This window comes from Bradyrhizobium sp. USDA 4541, assembly GCF_024171085.1.
Taxonomy (GTDB): Bacteria; Pseudomonadota; Alphaproteobacteria; order Rhizobiales; family Xanthobacteraceae; genus Bradyrhizobium; species Bradyrhizobium australafricanum.
This window is the reverse complement of record NZ_JALJZF010000001.1, coordinates 2,806,163-2,824,031: the sequence shown is the minus strand read 5'-3', so window position 1 is coordinate 2,824,031 and position 17,869 is coordinate 2,806,163. Positions and strand designations below refer to the sequence as shown.

The window sequence follows — 17,869 nt, the reverse complement described above, 5'->3', positions numbered from 1 at the left end:
CCGTTCGAACGATTTTTCCAGGATAGCTTGTGACAAGACCTCGTTCCCCGGACTACGACAACATCCAGGCATCGATCATCAAGCAGGCCGCCTCGCTGTTTGCGAGCCGCGGCTACGCGGCGACCTCGATCGGTGACATTGCGGCCGCGTGCGACTGCTCGAAATCACGCCTCTACCACTACTTCGAATCGAAAGAGGCGATCCTTGTGTTCATGTTGACTGAGCATGTCGACAAGCTCCTGGCGGGTTGCGACGACATCCTTTCGGGGCGCGAGGAGGAGATTGCCCGCTTCCGCAAGCTGATCAGGTTCTTCCTGCAAGTCTATTCCGTCTCGCGCGACAAACATGTCGTGATGCTCACCTGCATGGAGTTCCTGCCCAACAACGTAAGACGGGACGTCGTCAAGAAGCAGCGCCAGTTGATTTCAGTCGTCACCGACATGCTGGCGAAGATCCGGCCCGACCGCGCCAAGGATGAGGGCAGCGCGCATGTCGACGCAATGCTGTTCTTCGGCATGATCAACTGGACGTACACTTGGTTCCGCCCCGACGGACGGATCGTGCCGACGGATCTCGCGGACCGCTGCGTCAGCATCTTCCTGGATGGTTACAAGCACTCGAAGGTGTTCTGATCGGCTGAGGGCCTGAGGAGGCGCGCTCACATGAGCAAGCTGCGCGGGTCGAACGGGCGGTCCGCAAGCATTGACGGATCGACGTTGAGGCCTTGCGCCAACAGCTTCTTCGCGGTCATGAAGGTGCGGGCGTCGTTGACGGAATCAACAGCGACAAGGCGGCCCTCCCGGTAATACCAGTTCGACACGCCACGATCCGTGTCTCGCGCGACGACCATGGTATAGCCGCGGTTCCAACCGGCGATCTGCAACTTGGCGTCATACTGGTCGGACCAGAACCAGGGCACTGGGGCATAAGGCGCGGCCGCGCCTAGCATGTCATCGGCGACCGCCTCCGCCTGATCGATCGCGTTTTGCACGCTCTCGAGACGGGTCAGTTCACCATGGAGGGGAAAGCGCGCGCAATCGCCCGCCGCCCACACATCCGCAGCCGAGGTACGACCATGCTCGTCCACCAGGATGCCGTCCTTGGTTTCGATCCCTGCGCGCTCGGCTAACTCCGTGTTGGGGAGCACACCGATGCCGACCAGCACCAGATCGGTTTCCAGGCGCTCGCCTGTGGTCAACTCCGCTTCGCACACGGCGCGATCACCTTGGACTCCGACAACCCCACATCCCTCGACGATGCGGACGCCGTGGGTTTTATGAAGCCGGCGAAAATATCCCGACGTCGCCGGGCAGACGGCACGCTCCAGGATCCGAGCGGCACTTTCGATCACGGTGACGCGAAGCCCCGCCTCCGCGGCGACCGCGGCTGTTTCCAACCCGACGAATCCACCACCGATCACCAGCAATTTGCTGCTGGTCCGGAAGTGGCGCCGCATGTGCTCGGCATCACGCAGCGACCGGAGCTCACAGACATTTCCGAAGTTCTGGAGCCATGATGGCAAGCGCCGCGGCGACGCGCCGGTGGTCAATGCGAGCTTCGTCCAGCCGATGGTCTCATCACCCCACGCAAGTGTCTTTCGCGCAAGGTCCAGCGACGACACCGGACGGCCGGCGCAGATGTCGACCCGATTGTTGTCCCAATAGGAGGCCGGGCGGAGCAGCAGCCGCTCCTTCTCCCACTCGCCGCTGAGATACTTTTTCGATAGGGGCGGGCGCTGATAGGGAGCCCAGGGCTCCTCGCCATAAATCGTAATCCTGCCGCGAAACCCCTGCGTGCGAAGCCGGATGGCCAGGGCCGCGCCGGCTTGCCCTGCGCCCACCACCGCGACATGCTCCTCCATCGTCCACGCCCGTATTTATTGATCGAACGTTCAGACTATGTATTAATTCAATGCGTTTTGCAAGCCGATGGGTCGCATGGACAACACGCAGGATGATCTGGGCGTAGTGCGACGTCGTATCGCCGCCGCCATTGAATCGTGGAGCCGGGCGAGCTCGCTGGCCGAAATCCGAAAAAGCTTCGAGGCGCTCTTTGCTGACGGCCACGACACCCGGATTGAGACGTTTAAGATCGGACCGATGACGGCTGCATGGATCGCACCGCGCGAAAGCTCAATGCACCGTGTCGTGCTGTTCTGCCATGGCGGCGGCTTCCAGGTGGGATCGATCCGCTCCCACTTTAGCCTGATGTTGCGTATTGCGCGCGCGAGCGCCGCGCGCGTCCTGGGCTTCAATTACCGTCTCGCACCGGAGCACAGATGTCCGGCGGCGGCCGACGACGCTCTCACGGCCTATCTTTGGCTGCTCAACCAGGGCATGCCGTCGTCACGCATCGTCGTGGCTGGCGATTCCGCCGGCGCCGCGCTCGCCATGGCCGTCGCGCTCGGCGCCCGTGATTGCGGCCTGCCGCTTCCGTCTGGTCTCGCCCTAATCTCGCCATGGCTTGATCTCTCGATGCGCGGCAACAGCTACGCGAGCCGTGCTGCGCTCGACATCTTTTCGAAGCCGGCGCAACTCGCCGCCATGGCCCGCACCTATCTCGGCCGCAACGGCAACGCATCGGACCCGTCGGCCTCGCCCATCGAGGCCGATCTTGCTGGCCTGCCTCCGATCCTGGTCCATGCCAGCGACTACGACATCACGCTCGACGATGCCTTTCTGCTGGCGGCACGGGCACGGCAGAGCGGCGTCGACGTGCAGGTTCGCGTGTGGGACGGCATGTTCCATCACTTCCAGATGTTCGCCGAGCTGCCACAGAGCCGCGAATCGCTGGCTGAACTTGGCCATTTCATCGCCGAACGCACCGGCGGCGGGGGCTGACGCTCAGCCGGCGACGGCGGCTCGCTCGCGACACTTGGCCCGCCAGGAGGCGCCACACCCCATGCCGCCCGAGACGCCCAGCACCTCTCCGGTCACGAACGACGCCGATGGCGAGGCAAAGAAGGACACCGCCGCCGCCACCTCCTCCGGCTCGCCGAGGCGCTTCACCAGGGTCAGGCCTTCCATGTCGCTTCGCAGCTTATCGCCGAACTGCGCGATCGCCTTCTCGACCAATGGGGTACGGATCGGCCCCGGCAGCACCGCGTTCACTGTGATGCCGTATCTCGCATTCTCCCTTGCGATCGATCGGGTAAAACCGATCACGCCAGCCTTGGCGGCCGCATACACCGCGCCCCCCTTTGACCCAAGGCGCCCTGCTTCCGATGCGACGTTGACGACGCGGCCATATCCTGTCCGCTGCATCGCAGGCAGTACGCCAAGCGTGAATGCGAACGTCGTCTCCAGATTGACCGCGAGCAGGCCACGCCAACTCTTGGTCTCCATCCGGGTGAAAAAGGCGTGCTGATCGACGCCAACATTGTTGACCAGCACCTCGAACGGGCCGCTGCTCGCGACGAAGCCCGCAACGGCGATGCTATCCGTCGCGTCGATAACCTCGAAAGCAGCACCGATTTCGGCGGCAAGCGCCTCAGCGTTTTCCGCATCAAGATCGCACAACGTCACCTCGAAGCCGTCGGCGGCGAGGCGACGGCAGATGGCGGCGCCGATTCCGTTCGCACCGCCGGTCACCAGCGCCCGCTGCAACGTTCCCGGCGCCATCTTCGGTCAGTCTCCGGTGAAGACAGGCGCCCGCTTCTCGAGCACGGCCGCCAGCCCCTCGCGCGCATCCGCGGTCGCGGACAGCTCCGCTACCGTGCGCGCTTCCTCAGGCAGGCAGGACTCGACGCTGAGTCCAATCCCGCTCCAGAGCAAGCGCTTCGCAGCCGCCGTCGCCCTGGGCGCGTTACTGGCAAGTTTCAGCGCGAGGTGCCGCGCGTCCCTTACGAGGTCCTCGTCTGGAACGACGCTGTTGATCAGGCCGATCGCAAGCGCCTCCTCTGCCCCAACCACGCGGTTGGTCAGGACGATCTCCGCGGCGCGGCGAAAGCCGACGAGGCGCGGTAGAATGACCGACGCGCCACCATCGGGCGCCATTCCAACCCGGGTGGCGCCTGCCATGAACCTGGCCGACTTCGTCGCCACCACGATATCTGACGCGCAGATGAGGCCGAGGCCGCCGCCACCAGCCGCATAGCCTTGAACTTCGCTGACGACCACGGCGTTCAGGCGGATCAGCGCGCCCACGGCTATCTGCAGATAGGCCGTCACCGTGCGAAGGAAGTCGCCCAGCGCCTCCCCCTTGGACGCGAATTCACGGACATCGCCACCGGAGCAGAAGTTCGGCCCGGCGCCGCGCAGATGCACGACGCGCACGCGCGGATCACCATGGCAGCGCATCACGGCCTCATGAATCGCGCGCATCATGGCGATGTTCATTCCGTTCGACGACTCCGGCCGGTTCAACGTCAGGGTCGCGATATGATCCGCGTAGTCCAGAAGGACCGTCCCGTCCGCGATCCAGCTTTCGTGATCCAAAGCTCTGTTAGGCTGAGATGTCATGTTTACCTCCCCTTGCTGGTCACGGCGCTCAGATGAGGAAGGACAGGGTGAAGATCGGCTTGTGATTGTTCACGAGGCCGACCTTCTTGCGGACCAGCTTGAAGCCGCCGTCGACGATCCGTAGGCGGTATTCGTTGCGTGCCGCCCAAAGGGTTTCGCCGCGCAGATTGTCTTCGAAAATGAAGGCGTTCGCCCGCACATTGATCTCGTCGTCAACCTGGTCGACGAGTTCCACATTCGAGATGATCCGGGCAAGCTCCGATCTCGGCGTCTGGGTGTGGCGCCGTCCCGTCTTCAACTGATCGATGCGCACGCCGATGCGCGAGCGGTTATCGTAGATGATCGACATCTGCCGCTCCGGATCGGTGTCGGATCCGTTGGCCGGCACCCAGTATGTCGCATCGTCAGCCCATAGCGCTTCCCACTCGTCATAGGCATGGGTGTCCTGAAGACGGGCTTCGAGGAACAGGAACTGCTCGACGCGCCGCAGGAGGTCGGCTCGCTCCGCTTCCGGGCGCAATGTCGTCTGGGATGCAAATCGCTCCATTTCAGCCTCGCGAGGTCATCAGTTCGGCGTAGTGACGCCAGATTCCACGCTGCGGCACCTCGTCGGTCGAATGGCCGACCAGATAGCCGTTGTTGTCCCGATGCTCGCGGTGAAGCCCGCGTGTCAGCGTGACCCATTCCGGGTCATTGATCACCGCGCCGCGGTGGTTGCGCTCGTACATCTCGGTGTCGTCGGCCAGCAACAATCCAGCCGGGCCGACCGATCCCATGGTCTGCTGGCGCAGTCGCCGGTTGAGCTCGGGTGCTCCCTTGAACTGCAGTGCCGTGACGTGCTGGATCGTCTCGTCGACGGCGATCGGCTGGAGCACGAACAGCTGGATCTCGGCGATGAAGAGGTTGGGAAAGATCATCAGGTGCGGCGTCCCGTCGATCATGATCTTGCGCGCCCGTTCGGCGCCGTACGCCTGCTCCATCGCATGCACATAGTCGGGAAAGCGCGCCTCATTGGTGCCGAACCATTCGAGAGGCTTGCCGATCCGGCGCCACTCCGGCCGCAGGTCGAATTCGGTATGACCGTTGCCGAAATCACGCGTCAATGCGGTGGATTGCGGGCCGTAGAGCTTGCCGATGCCGCTGTCGGTCACCTGAAATACCGACCCGTGAACGAAAGCCGGATGGTAGCCATCCGTTTCGTTTTCAAGCATGAACTTCCAGTTCGCCTTGGTGCGATGCTGAAGGAAGCCCGCCGTCAACTCGAGCTCACCCTCGGGCGAGTTCTCGAGCAGCTGATCAATCGAGGCCTTCGCTCCGCCAAGATGTTTTTCGAGCGACGGCCCCTCGCTTGCGAAAGATCCGAACACGAAACCCCTGTAGATGCCAACACGGGGCACTTTGCCTAGCGAGAACTTGCTCTTGTCGGCATTCTCATAACCGTCGGCATAAGCGTAACCGATGAGATCGCCAGTGTTGGAGAATGTCCAGGAATGATAGGGGCATGTGAACGTGCCGCGGTTGCCCTCCCGATAAGCACAGAGCTGGTTTCCGCGATGCGGACACTTGTTCAGGAGCAGGCTGATCTTGCCATCACGATCATGGACCATCAGCACCGGCGTCGGACCGATGGATTTGGTCACATAGTCGTTCTTGTTCGGGACTTCGCTCGCGTGGCCGACATATACCCAGGACTTGTGCCAGATCCGCTCCAGCTCCTGCTCGAAGATCCGGGGGTCATGGTACACCACGCTGCGGACCCGGGTCGGCTCAATCAACGTTCGGTAGTCCGGATCACGTGGCTGATCAGTCATGCATTCTACCTTGAGGATGTCAGAATCTTACTTAGAACGATCGTTCGGACTATTAATAACATCGAACAAGGTGCGGCTGTCAAGCGCCAAGATCTGCCGCCGATCGACAAGTCCGTCATGGATGAGATAGCCGTTCCAGATCGGGTGGCAGCAATCCAAAATGTCCCGCGGTTGCTGGCGGAGCGGTGCGGCTCCAGCCCTGATCAGATTCTCAACTTGCGAACGCGGACAGCCCCGTTCTATGCGGCAGCTCTAGCGAGAAACGATATGGCCGATCCGGAATTCGTCACATTTATCATTCGCATTCAGGACGAGTTTCTAAGCGCGCTGCGACGACGCGATCCCGTCGCTGCGGCGGAAACTCGCAAAGTGGATCTCTATACGTTCCAACGCTATATCTACCGACTGCTGTCGCTCACCGAATAGCAGCAATAACCTACGATTCGCTCACGGCGTTTGCAGCTCATGCATCTGATGGCGCAGCATGTTCTTGACGGGGTCGCGCGCAGAACAAGACTCACTGCACCAGATTTCATCTTCCGAGAGTGTGTCCGTTTTATTCCCTATCATATCCAATTCCACGATCGGCGCATAAGCGCCCTGCTTTCTCTCACCAGTGCGCAGCATCTTGTCGGGATGAAGCGCGCAAGGACGATAGAAATTCATAGTCGTGGACCAAGGTTCGCAGCCTCCGCGCAAATCGATCCTGCTCTAATCAAGTTTGCTGAAGCCCTTGCAATTGCCGACGCAAGACGCGATCATCTCTTCGAGAGCGAGCGTCTGATGAAGAATCATCTCGATGCCGCTGGCGACAAGCGCATCAGCAGTGGTATTCGAGATGAAACCCGCAGCGATCTATGCTCGGTTCTCGACCGAGCTTCAAAACGAAAAATCGACTGACGATCAGATTGCCCTGTGTCGTGCTTATGCGGCTCGTCATCAACTCGATGTCGTTGCGACTTTTGAAGACAAGGCACGTTCTGGAGCCTCGGTATTCGGCCGCGACGGCTTGATGCAGCTTATGGACGCTGCGCGTCAGCATCGTTTCAAAGTTGTGATCGTAGAGGCATTGGACCGACTCTCACGCGACATGGAAGATCTGGCCGGCATCCACAAAAGGTTGTCTTTCCAGGGGATCGAGATCCAGGCCGTCCACGATGGCACTGCCGACTCAATCTTGATTGGGATCCGCGGCCTCGTCGGACAGATGCAGCGCGAGGACGGCGCGAAGAAGGTCCGCCGCGGCATGGCCGGCGTGATACGCGATGGCCGACATGCGGGAGGGCGTGCCTACGGATATCGAACGGTACCCGGCAAACCCGGCGAGCTCGAAATCGTCGAAGGTGAAGCTACGATCGTTCGGCGGATTTTTACAGCATACGCAGCGGGACGGGCACCCCGAGAGATCGCGCAGGATCTCAATCGGGAAAATATCCATCCACCGCGAGGTCGGCGATGGAATGCGTCGACGATCAACGGCAATGCCAAGCGCGGGACGGGGCTCATCTTCAATGAGCTCTATGCTGGCCGTATTGTCTGGAACAAGGTCCGGATGGTGAAGGATCCCGATACTGGAAAACGATTGTCTCGCCCAAACCCTCGCGAGGAGTGGCAGAGTATTGATGTGCCCCAACTGCGGATTGTCGAACAATCCGTTTGGGAGCAGGCGCACGCTTTGAAAACTGAGAAGGGTCATTTGGCCAGCCACATGAAGCGACGGGCGCCGCATCTCTTGTCTGGTCTTCTTCGGTGCGGTTGTTGCGGATCTGGCATGTCAGTTCACGACCGCGACAAGACCGGAAAGACCAGGATTCGTTGCTCAGCTGTGCGCGAGAGTGGCAGTTGTTCGAATCGCAGGATCATCTACCTGCGCGATGTCGAAAGACTTGTGCTCAGCGGGATGGTCGAGGAGTTGAAGGACCCACGGCTGATCGAGACTTATGTCCGCAACTACAACAGTGAGCGAGAGCGGCTTGCGGGGAACGCGTCTGCGGAGCGCCTGCGGCTAGAGGCCAAACGTGATCGGATCGAAGGCGAGCGTCAGCGCAACATTGATCTCGTAATCAAGTACGTGATTTCCGAGGAAGATGCCAAGCAACGGATCGCCGAGCTGAAGCAAGAGCGGTTGCGCGTCGAGGCGGAACTGGCTGCCCTCGAGGAGGCCCCTACCCCCATCTCACTGCATCCGGCAACGCTGGACCGCTACATCGAAACCGTCAATGCGCTCGCCGACACGATAGCAAGCCACGCAAGCGCGGAGGACGACCGCGGCCCGTTGGTCTCCGACTTCAGGGCGCTTGTGCACAGCGTCATTGTCCACCCGAAAGGCCCTTGGGAAGGCTTCGAGATCGAGGTCAAGGGAAAGCTGGCGGCATTGGTCGGCGGACGGGTCTTTCCGGAGGCCCACCACAATAGTGGGGGATACATGGTAGCGGGGGAGGGACTCGAACCCCCGACCCCAGGATTATGATTCCCGTGCTCTAACCAGCTGAGCTACCCCGCCATGGGCTCGCCATCGGCGGCTGGTGAGCCGCGGGTGCGAACGCGCGGCATATAAAGAGTGGCATGCGCGCCTGTCAAGCAAACCCGGACGGGGCAGCAACTTATTGCAGGCAGAGGCTATTTCGGCCTCACCGATGGGTCGCCACCGGGGCTGCCGGGCGGCGGAATCACCGGCGTGTTGCCGCCTTGCGGGGTCGGCGCACGCATTTCGGGATCGACCCCGGCCGGCGGGCACAACACCCCGTCGGATTTGGCGAGCTTGTCGCCCAGCGGCTGGCTGCTCTGCCCGGTGGTGGTTCCCTCGGGAGCCGGCGCGCCGGGATGCGACGGCTGCTGCTGCGGCGCGCAATTCGCGGCGGCGCGCTGCGGCGCCGGCGGCGCGGTCTGTGCCGGCGGCGTGGCTGATGTCGGCGGCGCCTGCGCCGCGGCAACAGCGGGTGCCAGCATCAGCACACAGGATAAAGCGAGTGTTCGACTGATCCTCATGACGAGAAAACCGTGACGACGCGCCGATGTTCCCTCGCAAAATCGCCGCAACCTCACGATTTGCGGAAGCGGATCAGCGAGAAATGCCCCATCGGCGGCATCGGCCGGCGCTCCGCAAGGCTGACCCCGCCATGCTTCGCCGCCCAATTGGTCAGCCGTTCCCACGGAAACTCCGGACGCCAGCCGAGCCGCCGCGCCAGCGGCGCGAAGGCGAACTCGAAGACGCGGCGGGGGCCACTCTCGGCGCCGATGTGATTGACCAGGATCAGCTCGCCGCCGGGCTTCAGCACGCGGATGAAATCGTCGAGCGTCGCCTCGGGATCCGGCACCGCGGTGATGACATATTGCGCGACCACCGCGTCGAAGAACGCATCCGGAAATGCGAGATTCTTGGCGTCCATCACCGCCAGCGCCTCGACATTGGTCAGGCCCTGCGTGCGCACGCGCTTGAGCGCCCGCCGCAGCATCGGCTCGGAAATATCGACGCCGCATAGTTTTGTGGTGCGCTTGTATTCCGACAGCGAGAGCCCGGTGCCGACGCCGACGTCGAGCACGCGGCCGCCGATCCGGTCGGCTTCCGCGATCGTCGACTGACGGCCCTGATCGAACACCTTGCCGAACACCAGATCGTAGATCGGTGCCCAGCGGCCATACGCCTTTTCGACCCCTTCGCGGTCGATGTCCCCAGCCATTCCCCTGCCCCGACGTTTCTTCTGTCTATCCGCGAACCGCTTCCGCAAGCGGCGCCAACGCGTCCTGCGTCGCGGCCCGTATTGCGCGGCTTGCGCTTGCACTCCTGATGAAGCCGCCGCCGAGCACACGCGCCTGCCCGGAGGCCGCGTCGTAGAACACGCAGGCCTGGCCGGGCGACACGCCCTCCTCGCCGGCGACGAGCTCGACCTCATAGCCGCCATCGACGGCGCGCAACCACGCCGGCTGCGGCGCGCGCGTCGAACGCACGCGGACATAGATCTCGATGCCCTCGCCGATCACCCGATCCAGCGCGCCGTCGCCGATCCAGTTGACGTCGCGCAGCGCGATGCGATCCATCCGCAGTGCCTCGCGCGGCCCGACCACGACACGGCGCGTCGCCGCATCGAGCTTGACCACATAGAGCGGGCTGCCGGAGGCAATGCCGAGCCCCTTGCGCTGGCCGACGGTGAAATGAACGATGCCCTGGTGCTGGCCGATCACATGACCGTCGAGATCGACGATGTCGCCCGGCGCGATCGCATTCGGCTTCAGCCGTCCGATGATGTCGGTGTAGCGGCCGGTCGGCACAAAGCAGATGTCCTGGCTGTCCTGCTTGTCGGCGACCTCGAGATCGAAGCGCCGCGCCAACTCGCGGGTCTGCGGCTTGGTCATGTCACCGAGCGGGAAGCGCAGGAAGTCGAGCTGCTCGCGCGTGGTCGCGAACAGGAAATAGCTCTGGTCGCGATCGGCATCCGCGGCACAGACCAGCGAGCGCGATCCGTCGGCAAGCCGCCGCGAGGCGACATAGTGGCCGGTGGCGAGCGCCTGCGCCCCGAGCTCGCGCGCGGTCGCGAGCAGGTCGCGAAACTTGACCGAACGGTTGCACTCGATGCACGGCACCGGCGTCTCGCCGAGCGCGTAGCTGTCGGCGAAATTGTCGATCACCGATTGCTTGAAGCGGCTTTCGTAGTCGAGCACGTAATGCGGGATGCCGATCCGCTCGGCGACATTGCGCGCGTCGTGGATGTCGCGGCCGGCGCAGCAGGCGCCCTTGCGATGGGTCGCGGCGCCGTGGTCGTACAGCTGCAGCGTGATCCCGACCACGTCGTAACCCTGCGACTTCAACAGCGCAGCCGTCACTGACGAGTCGACGCCGCCGGACATGGCAACGACGATCCGTGTGTCTTCAGGGCGGCCTTCGAGATCCAGACTGTTGAGCATCTTTGAGCGGTCATTGGTCACTGTCGCGGCGAGCTTATGCGCTCCGCGACGATATTGGAAAAAGCCTTTTGTCCAGAGAGCCTTAGAACACATCCAAGGCCGCTTCGGTCGGTTCGGACGCGTTGGAGGCCACCTTTAATATAGGCCGTATTCCGGTGAGGCAATCCGCGGAAGCCGTGCCGTGCCGCGCCTGGACGGCAAATCTTGCCGCCGGGCAAAAAGGAGACCTGCCGGGAACCCGCTCCAGCCGACCAAGGCAGCCCGTAACCTTCTGAAATAACTCATTATTTATTGCCGCCCCCTTGTTGGCCCACTCCTTGCTGACAAAACGCCGGAAGTCTCATTTGCGAGGGTTGGCAGTGGTCAGCGTCACGTCGGAAGCATTGGCAGGCCGGTCTTTTCAGGGCGCGACGCAGCGGTCGGCGCGGCCCGATCCCGCTTCGCAGGCGGGGAACGACGGCTTTGCCGCGCTGGTCGACAGCAACACTGCGTCCGCAAACGACAGCAGCCGCTACGACTCCCAGCCGGCGCCCTCGCGGCGGTCCGACGATCCGCCCTCGACGACCGACGCACGCCCCCGCGACACCAGCACGGGCCCCGACCGGACGTCGCGGGATTCCGGCAGTTCTCGGGACGACAACAAGGTCGACAGCGACAGCGACGCGCCGTCCAAGACCAAGTCGAAATCGAAATCGGAAGACTCGACATCGAGCTCCGATGCGAAATCGACCAGTGACAAGCCGGACGCGACGCAGGCTACTGCGCAGCAGGATCCCGGTGCGGCAACCGTGAATGCCGTGATTGCTCCTGTTGCCGCGACCCCGGCGACCGCCCCGACACCGGCGGCCACCGCGCCGTCCGACCAGCCGGCCGCACCACTCGCGATCGCGGCAGCGGCCATCGCGGCAAGCTCGGCCATCGCCGGCACCGGTGCGGCGGCCGGCAGCGGCGCGCCTGCCGGCGCCGACACCGCAGCGGCGGCGGTCACCACAGCGAACGCCGACAAGGTCGCGAAGGCAGCCGGCGTCAAGACCGACGCGCAGATCATCACCACCGCCGATGCGACGACGGTTCCGGGCGCCGCGACGGCGACCGGCGATGCGGCACTCGCCGCCACGGTTGCCGCCGGAACGCCCGCCGCGAAGACGACGACGCAGGCCAAGGCGCAGGTCGCCACGACGGACGCGGCCGCGACGGCGCCTGCCGATCAGGACGGCGCAGCCCAGGGCAACGCCAACACCGCGCAGGCCGCTCCGACCAACATCGTCCCCGCGGTCGCGCAATCGGCCGCCGCCGCCGGCAAGGCGAAGGCCGCCGCGGACGGTGCAGCCGATGCCATCAAGTCCGATGCGAAGGGCGACGGCAACGCCGCGCCGACGGTCGGCGGCCAGGCGGCTGTGCAATCCCCGCTCGCGACGCCCGATTCCAGCGCTCAGGCGCCCAATACGTTCCAGACCCAATTGGCGACCACCCAGACGACGCCGTCTGCGACCGCACAATTGACCGTGACCAACGCCGCGCAGAGCGCCGCCGTGCCGCTCAGCGGGCTTGCGGTGCAGATCGCCGCCTCCGCCAAGAGCGGCAAGAGTCGCTTCGAGATCCGGCTCGACCCCGCCGAGCTCGGCCGCATCGATGTCCGCATCGATGTCGATCGCAACGGCCAGGTCACCTCGCATCTCACCGTCGAACGCCCGGAAACGCTGTCGATGCTGCGCCAGGACGCCAACCAGCTGCAGCGCGCGCTCGACAATGCCGGCCTCTCGACCGGCAATGGCGGATTGCAGTTGAGCCTGCGCGACCAGTCGCAGTCGGGCCAGAACAACAATGGCCAGTCCAATCCGAACGCCCATCGTTTGATCGTCACCGAGGAGGACAGCGTTCCCGCCGCAGCGGCGGGCCGCTCCTACGGCCGTGCAACCGGCGCCCTCGGCGGCGTCGATATCAGAGTGTAAGGAGTTCACCATGGCAGTCGATGCAACCATGCCGACGCCCGTCGTCTCAGCACCGGGCACCAGCAACGGAACGAACTCTGGAAGCAGCAGCGGCAGCGGCCTGACGACCTCCTCGCAGGGCATCGCCGACAATTTCCAGACCTTCCTGACGCTGCTGACCACGCAATTGCAGAACCAGAACCCGCTCGACCCGCTCGACACCAACCAGTTCACCCAGCAGCTGGTGCAGTTCGCGGGCGTCGAGCAGCAACTGAAATCCAACGATCAGCTGAAGTCGCTGATCGAGATCGAGAAGAGCGCGCAGTCGACCCAGGCGCTGGTCTATGTCGGCAACACGGTCGCGGTCGACGGCAGCAAGACCCAGTTCGACAAATCCGCGACCTGGAATCTGGTGTCCCCGCAAGCCACCAGCGCCACCATCACGATCACCAGCGCGACCGGCCAGACCGCCTATTCCGGCAATTTCAGCCTGAAGCAGGGCAACGCCAGCTTCGTCTGGGACGGCAAGGGCAATGACGGCACGCAATGGCCGGCCGGCACCTACACGCTGACCGCCACCGGCAAGGATTCCAAGGGCAACCCGATCGCCATCTCGACCGAGGTGCAGGGCGTTGTCGACTCCGTCGACCTGACCGCCTCCCCGCCGCTGCTCTCGATCGGCGGGCAGACCTACACCACCGACAAGATCAAGCGCGTGGTGCGCGGGGCGACTGGCTCGAGCTGAGCACATTGCCACGATCCGTAGCTGCGCGTTGAGCGGCGACCGCGCTCACCACACTGTATCGTCGTCCTGACGAAAGCCGGGAGGATCACCACCGCATTTGATTGTGAACGAGGTCGTGGCCCCAGCGTCGCGCAACAAGTCTCATTTGGGGTAATGGGTCCTGGCTTTCGCCAGGACGACACTGAGTGTGTGGCACGGTTTTTGTGGGTCACACGATCGCATTCTCGCGACATGATTTGCCCGAGCTTTTGCTTCTCGTCTCGCCTCTGTTGTAGAGGGCGCAGGGAAAGCCGGGTGCCGATCGCGACGGTTCCATGCTATAGCCACGTCACTTGGCTGCTTGCTGTGGGGCTCGACAATGCCGATCAATCGCTTGCTGAAGACGGGCGAATACACGCCGGAGCAAATCGAGCTCTTCAACAGGGCGTTCAGCCTAGCGCTGCATTCGATGGGTCTGGTCGATCGCAACGATCCGCTTTGCGAGATCGTGGCCCGCAAGGTCATCGAGATCGGCAAGACCGGCGCCCTCGACGCGAAGGGCGTCGCGGAAGCGGCTGTGGCCAGCATCGGTCTCTGACGACCGACGCGGTCGATGGCCGCTGACGGAACGGCGCTTAAGCGCGGGCCGCCGCCGTTGCAGGCGGCCCGCCATCAGAGCGGCCTCACTCGACTTCCTGCACGACCGTACGGGTGTCGGGATCGACCAGCATCACGCGCTGGCCGGTATAGACATAGCGATATCTGGTGAGCGACGGGCCCCAATCGGCAGGCACCGCTTCAAGCTCGACCTCGCGCGGCACAGGCGAGCCGACGACGATCCTCTCCCGCGTCTCGACGGGACGGATCTTGTGTTCGGTCACATAGCTGTGGATTCGCGTGCGATATTGCGGCTCGATCTGCACGGTGGCGGCATGTCCGGCACCGGTCGTGCCGACAATCGTGCTCTGGGCGAAAGCGCCCGTCGACGCCAATACGGCGGCAACAGAAATCAGAACCAGCTTCTTCATAACGTCCTCCTCACCGCTCCATGCGGCGTTTCGAGAACCGCGACAGAATGGCAATGTTCCTAACGGAGGATCCCGATCAATCGCGTTGCCGGCGCGCTCCTCGCGCCAAGGCGTTCATCCGGGAATGGACGTCTTGTTCGGCTGGTCCAGTGTTGGCGCGTCCGGACTTTCGCTCTCCGCATTCAGCTCGACCTCGGCCGCGTGCCGGAATTCCTCGTCCCTGCCGTCGGGCTTTCTGGCCTTCTCCCAGAGCTGCCGCGCGTAGTCCCGGATCTGCTGTTCGGTGGCCATGTCATTCCTCGGGAATTCCGAGCTCCTTGCGAACCGTCACGGCCGAGTCACCGACCTTCTCGACGGCTTTACGCAGCTGTTCGCGCGACACGCCGAGGGCATGTGTCCAGCATCTCACCTGAAGCAGATCGTGCATGTTGATCTTCGATCGATCGAACTGCTCTTTCCTGGTCAGGCGCTTCGTCACTGAACTTCTCGCGTCAACCGCTCGGCGTGAGCCTCGGCCGTTGCTGGCGATCCAATCTTCCGGACAGTCATTTGTTCCTTTCTTGGATGGCTGGGTCCTCACCCCTCGGAGGAACATTCTCCACGAGCGATACTTCAGTCGTGAGAGGCCGCGGGCGGCAGCACGAACAAAGGTAAGCCATGACAGGCATTGCAGACAGGATCGGCGGACGGGTCAAGCAGCTCAACGCCGAGATCATCAACGATGGCAGGCTAGCCGAGGAAGGCGCGCAGCAGATCAAGAACGCCGAGAACGCGCCGCCCGCGAAGCCGTTCGGCAATTTGGACAAGCTGACCTAGATGCCCAGATACTTCTTCCATCTCGCGGGCGACATCCCCGCACACGACGTCGTCGGTCACGACTGTGCCGACGACAAGGACGCCCAGGATCACGGCAGCTTCATCGCTCACCGGATCGGCACTGAAAAGCCGGAGATGGTTCGCGACGGCAATTTCATTTCGGTTCGCGATGCGGGCGATAGCGAACTCTTCCGCATCCCCCTGGCTTCGACGAGCGTCTGACGGGGAATGATCGTTCTCATCTCGGCTCGGCTGGCTTCCTGCAGATCGACGCTGCCGGCCGATGTCCGGCATTCCTTGGCCGGCCCGCCGCATGGTGCTCTCAAGGACGCGACCAGGACAGGCCACGCCCCGCCGTTCAATAGGAACAAACGACGACGAGCGCGGTTCGGACCTACATCAGGGTTGAAACACAAATTGCACACATGAAACGCCGTAATCGCTTCAAGCAAACCACGACGCTCGCATACCGCCTCATTCAGCTGGAGGAAGCGGCCCGCGCGAGGGCTTCGCATCTGCCTCCCGGCACCGAGCGGGAACGACTTCTCAAGAAGGCCCGCGAGGCCGAGCGCGCCGTCCAGATCGACCAATGGCTCGCCACTCCGGGAGCAGAGCCGCCACCATAGCGCTTCGATTCACATAAGTTGTGTCGATTCACATAAGCTAATGCGCGCACAGCCGCGAGAGGCGTTCGAGGCTCGGGCCCGCCCCCAACCAGACTTGCAGCCGGCCTCAAACCCACCTCGCCCTTCGCTCCGGAGCGCCCCCAGGCAGCATCTCGCGCACATGCCGGTCAGGGGCGGCGGCTCAGTGAGAGCCCTTTCGTGCGAGCCGCATACCGCGTGGCGAATCGCCGAAGCGGGCTCGGAACAGACGGTTGAAATGCGAAACATCCGAGAAACCGACCTCGAGCGCGATATCGGAAATTCGCCGACGGCCGGCATCTGGCTCGGTGAGCAATTTGAGCGCCCGCTGGAGCCGCAATTCATTCAAGCGCTCGGTGAACGACGGGCCTGATGACGCCATCAGGCGCTGCAGATAGCGCGGCGAGATGCCCTGGCCACGCGCAACCGTTTGAACGTTGAGCCCGGGCTCCTCAAAGTGTGCGGCGATGTAGTCGAGCATAGCACGATGCCGCGCAGCGACGACGGCGCTCGCGCTGCTCTCGCCCAACGCAGCACACTCGCCGATCGCGAGCGCGATGAGATCGTGGATATGGGTCACGACTGTATCGCGAAGCTTCGGCGCGCTCAGCGCTTTCGTCTTAAGCACCGATTTCAGATATGAGATGAACAGTCGGAATGCTTCTGTCCGGTGGCAAATCGGCCGCATGACCAGACCTTCGACGTCGGTCACGCGCTGCGCAAGCGCCTCGCGCGGCACGGCCAGGCCGAATTGCAACCCGTCGATATAGGTGACGCTGGCGGGCTCGGAATGCAGAATTGCAATTGCGTCGCCGGCGCGAAAATCGGCGTCCCGGCCGCGCTGCGATAGCTGACATCTGCCCGGAGAGCAGAAGATGACCCCGATGGAGTCATCGCCATCGGCAAGGTTCGCCTGCAAACGCTTGAACCGCATCGACGTGCCCTTCAGCGCCAGCATGCGCAAACCCTGAACCGCTCGCAGCGACGCATCGGCCTGGAATGAAACGTTCGATAGAGGCTCGATATCGGCGTGCACGATGCATCGGCCAAAGTGCTCGCGCCAGAGCGGGATACGAATGCGTTCCGGAAGCTCGCACGTCGAAAATCGATACGATGCGAAATTGGCTGCGTCCATCGGCATGGGGACCTCCAGCCTTCACAAAACGTCGGAATGAAATGTTGCGGCACTCCACAATCGGTATCTGCATTTTGCGATTCACGCACCGGTCTTCGCCCGATCCGTGCGCATGAGTCCAAGAAGCCACGCTACCGGTCTGCTAGTCTTGCTCGCCTGTGATTGATGCTGATGTGAACTGGTTCACTTGGTGATTAGAATATTACGTATATAATGACATCATGAAAATCGCGGCAAATTTCCCTCTTAAGAAGAAGCAGTCGCGATCGCTCTATTTATAATTGCTGCCATCGGATCCGTTTCAAACATTCCGGGCAGCGTGCAAGCGCAAATCAGTGTCGTGCCCTGTACGCGGTTTCCTGGCTAAGACGCCACGCGCAGGTCATTCAGTAGAACGACTGATATCGATTTTGGTTGC

General features: G+C 62.9%; 23 protein-coding genes and 1 tRNA gene. 11 read left to right on the top strand and 13 right to left on the bottom strand.

Annotated elements, in window-relative coordinates; translation table 11 throughout:
• The first annotated feature begins 29 nt into the window (after positions 1 to 29).
• Complete coding sequence (locus tag J2R80_RS13250; RefSeq protein WP_253638684.1) at positions 30 to 632, top strand: TetR/AcrR family transcriptional regulator; 603 nt, start codon at positions 30 to 32, stop codon at positions 630 to 632.
• Positions 633 to 658: 26 nt separating this feature from the next.
• Here the strand turns inward: J2R80_RS13250 and J2R80_RS13245 are convergent, their stop codons facing one another.
• Entirely contained in the window at positions 659 to 1,861 is a 1,203-nt protein-coding gene (locus J2R80_RS13245) for an NAD(P)/FAD-dependent oxidoreductase (protein WP_253638683.1), read from the bottom strand.
• A gap of 76 nt (positions 1,862 to 1,937) precedes the next feature.
• Here J2R80_RS13245 and J2R80_RS13240 point away from each other — a divergent pair, with 76 nt between their 5' ends.
• On the top strand, positions 1,938 to 2,840 hold the full coding sequence (locus tag J2R80_RS13240; protein ID WP_253638682.1) for an alpha/beta hydrolase: 903 nt from the start codon (positions 1,938 to 1,940) through the stop codon (positions 2,838 to 2,840).
• A gap of 3 nt (positions 2,841 to 2,843) precedes the next feature.
• Here the strand turns inward: J2R80_RS13240 and J2R80_RS13235 are convergent, their stop codons facing one another.
• From J2R80_RS13235 to J2R80_RS13220, 4 genes are read right to left on the bottom strand one after another with little or no spacing between them, the layout of a single operon-like run.
• Positions 2,844 to 3,620 carry an SDR family NAD(P)-dependent oxidoreductase gene (locus tag J2R80_RS13235; protein ID WP_253638681.1) on the bottom strand — a complete coding sequence of 259 codons (777 nt, stop codon included), beginning with the start codon at positions 3,618 to 3,620 and terminating at the stop codon, positions 2,844 to 2,846.
• Between the two features lie 6 nt (positions 3,621 to 3,626).
• Positions 3,627 to 4,436 carry an enoyl-CoA hydratase/isomerase family protein gene (locus tag J2R80_RS13230; RefSeq protein WP_253638680.1) on the bottom strand — a complete coding sequence of 270 codons (810 nt, stop codon included), beginning with the start codon at positions 4,434 to 4,436 and terminating at the stop codon, positions 3,627 to 3,629.
• Between the two features lie 52 nt (positions 4,437 to 4,488).
• Positions 4,489 to 5,007, bottom strand: a complete 519-nt coding sequence (locus tag J2R80_RS13225; RefSeq protein ID WP_141340679.1) for an aromatic-ring-hydroxylating dioxygenase subunit beta — start codon at positions 5,005 to 5,007, stop codon at positions 4,489 to 4,491.
• 1 nt (position 5,008) lies between these two features.
• Complete coding sequence (locus J2R80_RS13220) at positions 5,009 to 6,271, bottom strand: Rieske 2Fe-2S domain-containing protein (RefSeq protein ID WP_092089160.1); 1,263 nt, start codon at positions 6,269 to 6,271, stop codon at positions 5,009 to 5,011.
• A gap of 117 nt (positions 6,272 to 6,388) precedes the next feature.
• Between J2R80_RS13220 and J2R80_RS13215 the strand changes: the two genes are divergently transcribed.
• From J2R80_RS13215 to J2R80_RS13205, 3 genes are read left to right on the top strand one after another with little or no spacing between them, the layout of a single operon-like run.
• Positions 6,389 to 6,697: a hypothetical protein gene (locus J2R80_RS13215; protein ID WP_253638679.1), complete on the top strand. Its 309-nt coding sequence runs from the start codon at positions 6,389 to 6,391 to the stop codon at positions 6,695 to 6,697.
• A gap of 39 nt (positions 6,698 to 6,736) precedes the next feature.
• Entirely contained in the window at positions 6,737 to 7,171 is a 435-nt protein-coding gene (locus J2R80_RS13210; protein WP_143029744.1) for a hypothetical protein, read from the top strand.
• Entirely contained in the window at positions 7,071 to 8,741 is a 1,671-nt protein-coding gene (locus J2R80_RS13205; RefSeq protein WP_309143805.1) for a recombinase family protein, read from the top strand. The genes J2R80_RS13210 and J2R80_RS13205 overlap by 101 nt, the downstream gene beginning before the upstream one ends.
• Here J2R80_RS13205 and J2R80_RS13200 read toward each other — a convergent pair.
• From J2R80_RS13200 to mnmA, 4 genes are all read right to left on the bottom strand, one after another.
• A tRNA-Met gene (locus tag J2R80_RS13200) sits at positions 8,698 to 8,774 on the bottom strand. The genes J2R80_RS13205 and J2R80_RS13200 overlap by 44 nt on opposite strands.
• A 116-nt stretch (positions 8,775 to 8,890) precedes the next feature.
• The gene (locus tag J2R80_RS13195; RefSeq protein ID WP_076830031.1) at positions 8,891 to 9,259 is read right to left on the bottom strand and encodes a hypothetical protein; all 369 of its coding nucleotides are present in this window, start codon (positions 9,257 to 9,259) and stop codon (positions 8,891 to 8,893) included.
• Between the two features lie 53 nt (positions 9,260 to 9,312).
• Positions 9,313 to 10,053 (bottom strand): methyltransferase domain-containing protein, encoded by a 741-nt coding sequence (locus J2R80_RS13190; protein WP_253589105.1) that lies wholly within the window; start codon positions 10,051 to 10,053, stop codon positions 9,313 to 9,315.
• Entirely contained in the window at positions 9,977 to 11,173 is a 1,197-nt protein-coding gene (gene mnmA, locus J2R80_RS13185; RefSeq protein ID WP_076830025.1) for a tRNA 2-thiouridine(34) synthase MnmA, read from the bottom strand. The genes J2R80_RS13190 and mnmA overlap by 77 nt, the downstream gene beginning before the upstream one ends.
• A 359-nt stretch (positions 11,174 to 11,532) precedes the next feature.
• Here mnmA and J2R80_RS13180 point away from each other — a divergent pair, with 359 nt between their 5' ends.
• The 3 genes from J2R80_RS13180 (at position 11,533) to J2R80_RS13170 (ending at position 14,426) form a co-directional block, all read left to right on the top strand.
• On the top strand, positions 11,533 to 13,125 hold the full coding sequence (locus J2R80_RS13180) for a flagellar hook-length control protein FliK (RefSeq protein ID WP_253589104.1): 1,593 nt from the start codon (positions 11,533 to 11,535) through the stop codon (positions 13,123 to 13,125).
• 10 nt (positions 13,126 to 13,135) lie between these two features.
• Positions 13,136 to 13,849: a flagellar hook assembly protein FlgD gene (locus J2R80_RS13175; protein WP_016844363.1), complete on the top strand. Its 714-nt coding sequence runs from the start codon at positions 13,136 to 13,138 to the stop codon at positions 13,847 to 13,849.
• 373 nt (positions 13,850 to 14,222) lie between these two features.
• Positions 14,223 to 14,426 carry a hypothetical protein gene (locus J2R80_RS13170; protein WP_125459363.1) on the top strand — a complete coding sequence of 68 codons (204 nt, stop codon included), beginning with the start codon at positions 14,223 to 14,225 and terminating at the stop codon, positions 14,424 to 14,426.
• An 85-nt stretch (positions 14,427 to 14,511) separates the two neighbouring features.
• Here the strand turns inward: J2R80_RS13170 and J2R80_RS13165 are convergent, their stop codons facing one another.
• From J2R80_RS13165 to J2R80_RS13155, 3 genes are all read right to left on the bottom strand, one after another.
• Entirely contained in the window at positions 14,512 to 14,856 is a 345-nt protein-coding gene (locus J2R80_RS13165) for a DUF1236 domain-containing protein (RefSeq protein WP_028333446.1), read from the bottom strand.
• A gap of 114 nt (positions 14,857 to 14,970) precedes the next feature.
• Positions 14,971 to 15,147 (bottom strand): DUF2934 domain-containing protein, encoded by a 177-nt coding sequence (locus tag J2R80_RS13160; protein ID WP_253589103.1) that lies wholly within the window; start codon positions 15,145 to 15,147, stop codon positions 14,971 to 14,973.
• A gap of 1 nt (position 15,148) precedes the next feature.
• Positions 15,149 to 15,334 carry a DUF3606 domain-containing protein gene (locus J2R80_RS13155; protein WP_028333447.1) on the bottom strand — a complete coding sequence of 62 codons (186 nt, stop codon included), beginning with the start codon at positions 15,332 to 15,334 and terminating at the stop codon, positions 15,149 to 15,151.
• Between the two features lie 179 nt (positions 15,335 to 15,513).
• Between J2R80_RS13155 and J2R80_RS13150 the strand changes: the two genes are divergently transcribed.
• The 3 genes from J2R80_RS13150 (at position 15,514) to J2R80_RS13140 (ending at position 16,298) form a co-directional block, all read left to right on the top strand.
• Complete coding sequence (locus J2R80_RS13150; RefSeq protein ID WP_253589102.1) at positions 15,514 to 15,672, top strand: hypothetical protein; 159 nt, start codon at positions 15,514 to 15,516, stop codon at positions 15,670 to 15,672.
• On the top strand, positions 15,673 to 15,894 hold the full coding sequence (locus J2R80_RS13145) for a DUF6894 family protein (RefSeq protein ID WP_028333448.1): 222 nt from the start codon (positions 15,673 to 15,675) through the stop codon (positions 15,892 to 15,894).
• 203 nt (positions 15,895 to 16,097) lie between these two features.
• On the top strand, positions 16,098 to 16,298 hold the full coding sequence (locus J2R80_RS13140; protein ID WP_057017332.1) for a hypothetical protein: 201 nt from the start codon (positions 16,098 to 16,100) through the stop codon (positions 16,296 to 16,298).
• A 181-nt stretch (positions 16,299 to 16,479) separates the two neighbouring features.
• Here J2R80_RS13140 and J2R80_RS13135 read toward each other — a convergent pair whose 3' ends face one another.
• Complete coding sequence (locus J2R80_RS13135) at positions 16,480 to 17,457, bottom strand: AraC family transcriptional regulator (RefSeq protein WP_253589101.1); 978 nt, start codon at positions 17,455 to 17,457, stop codon at positions 16,480 to 16,482.
• Positions 17,458 to 17,869: the final 412 nt, after the last annotated feature.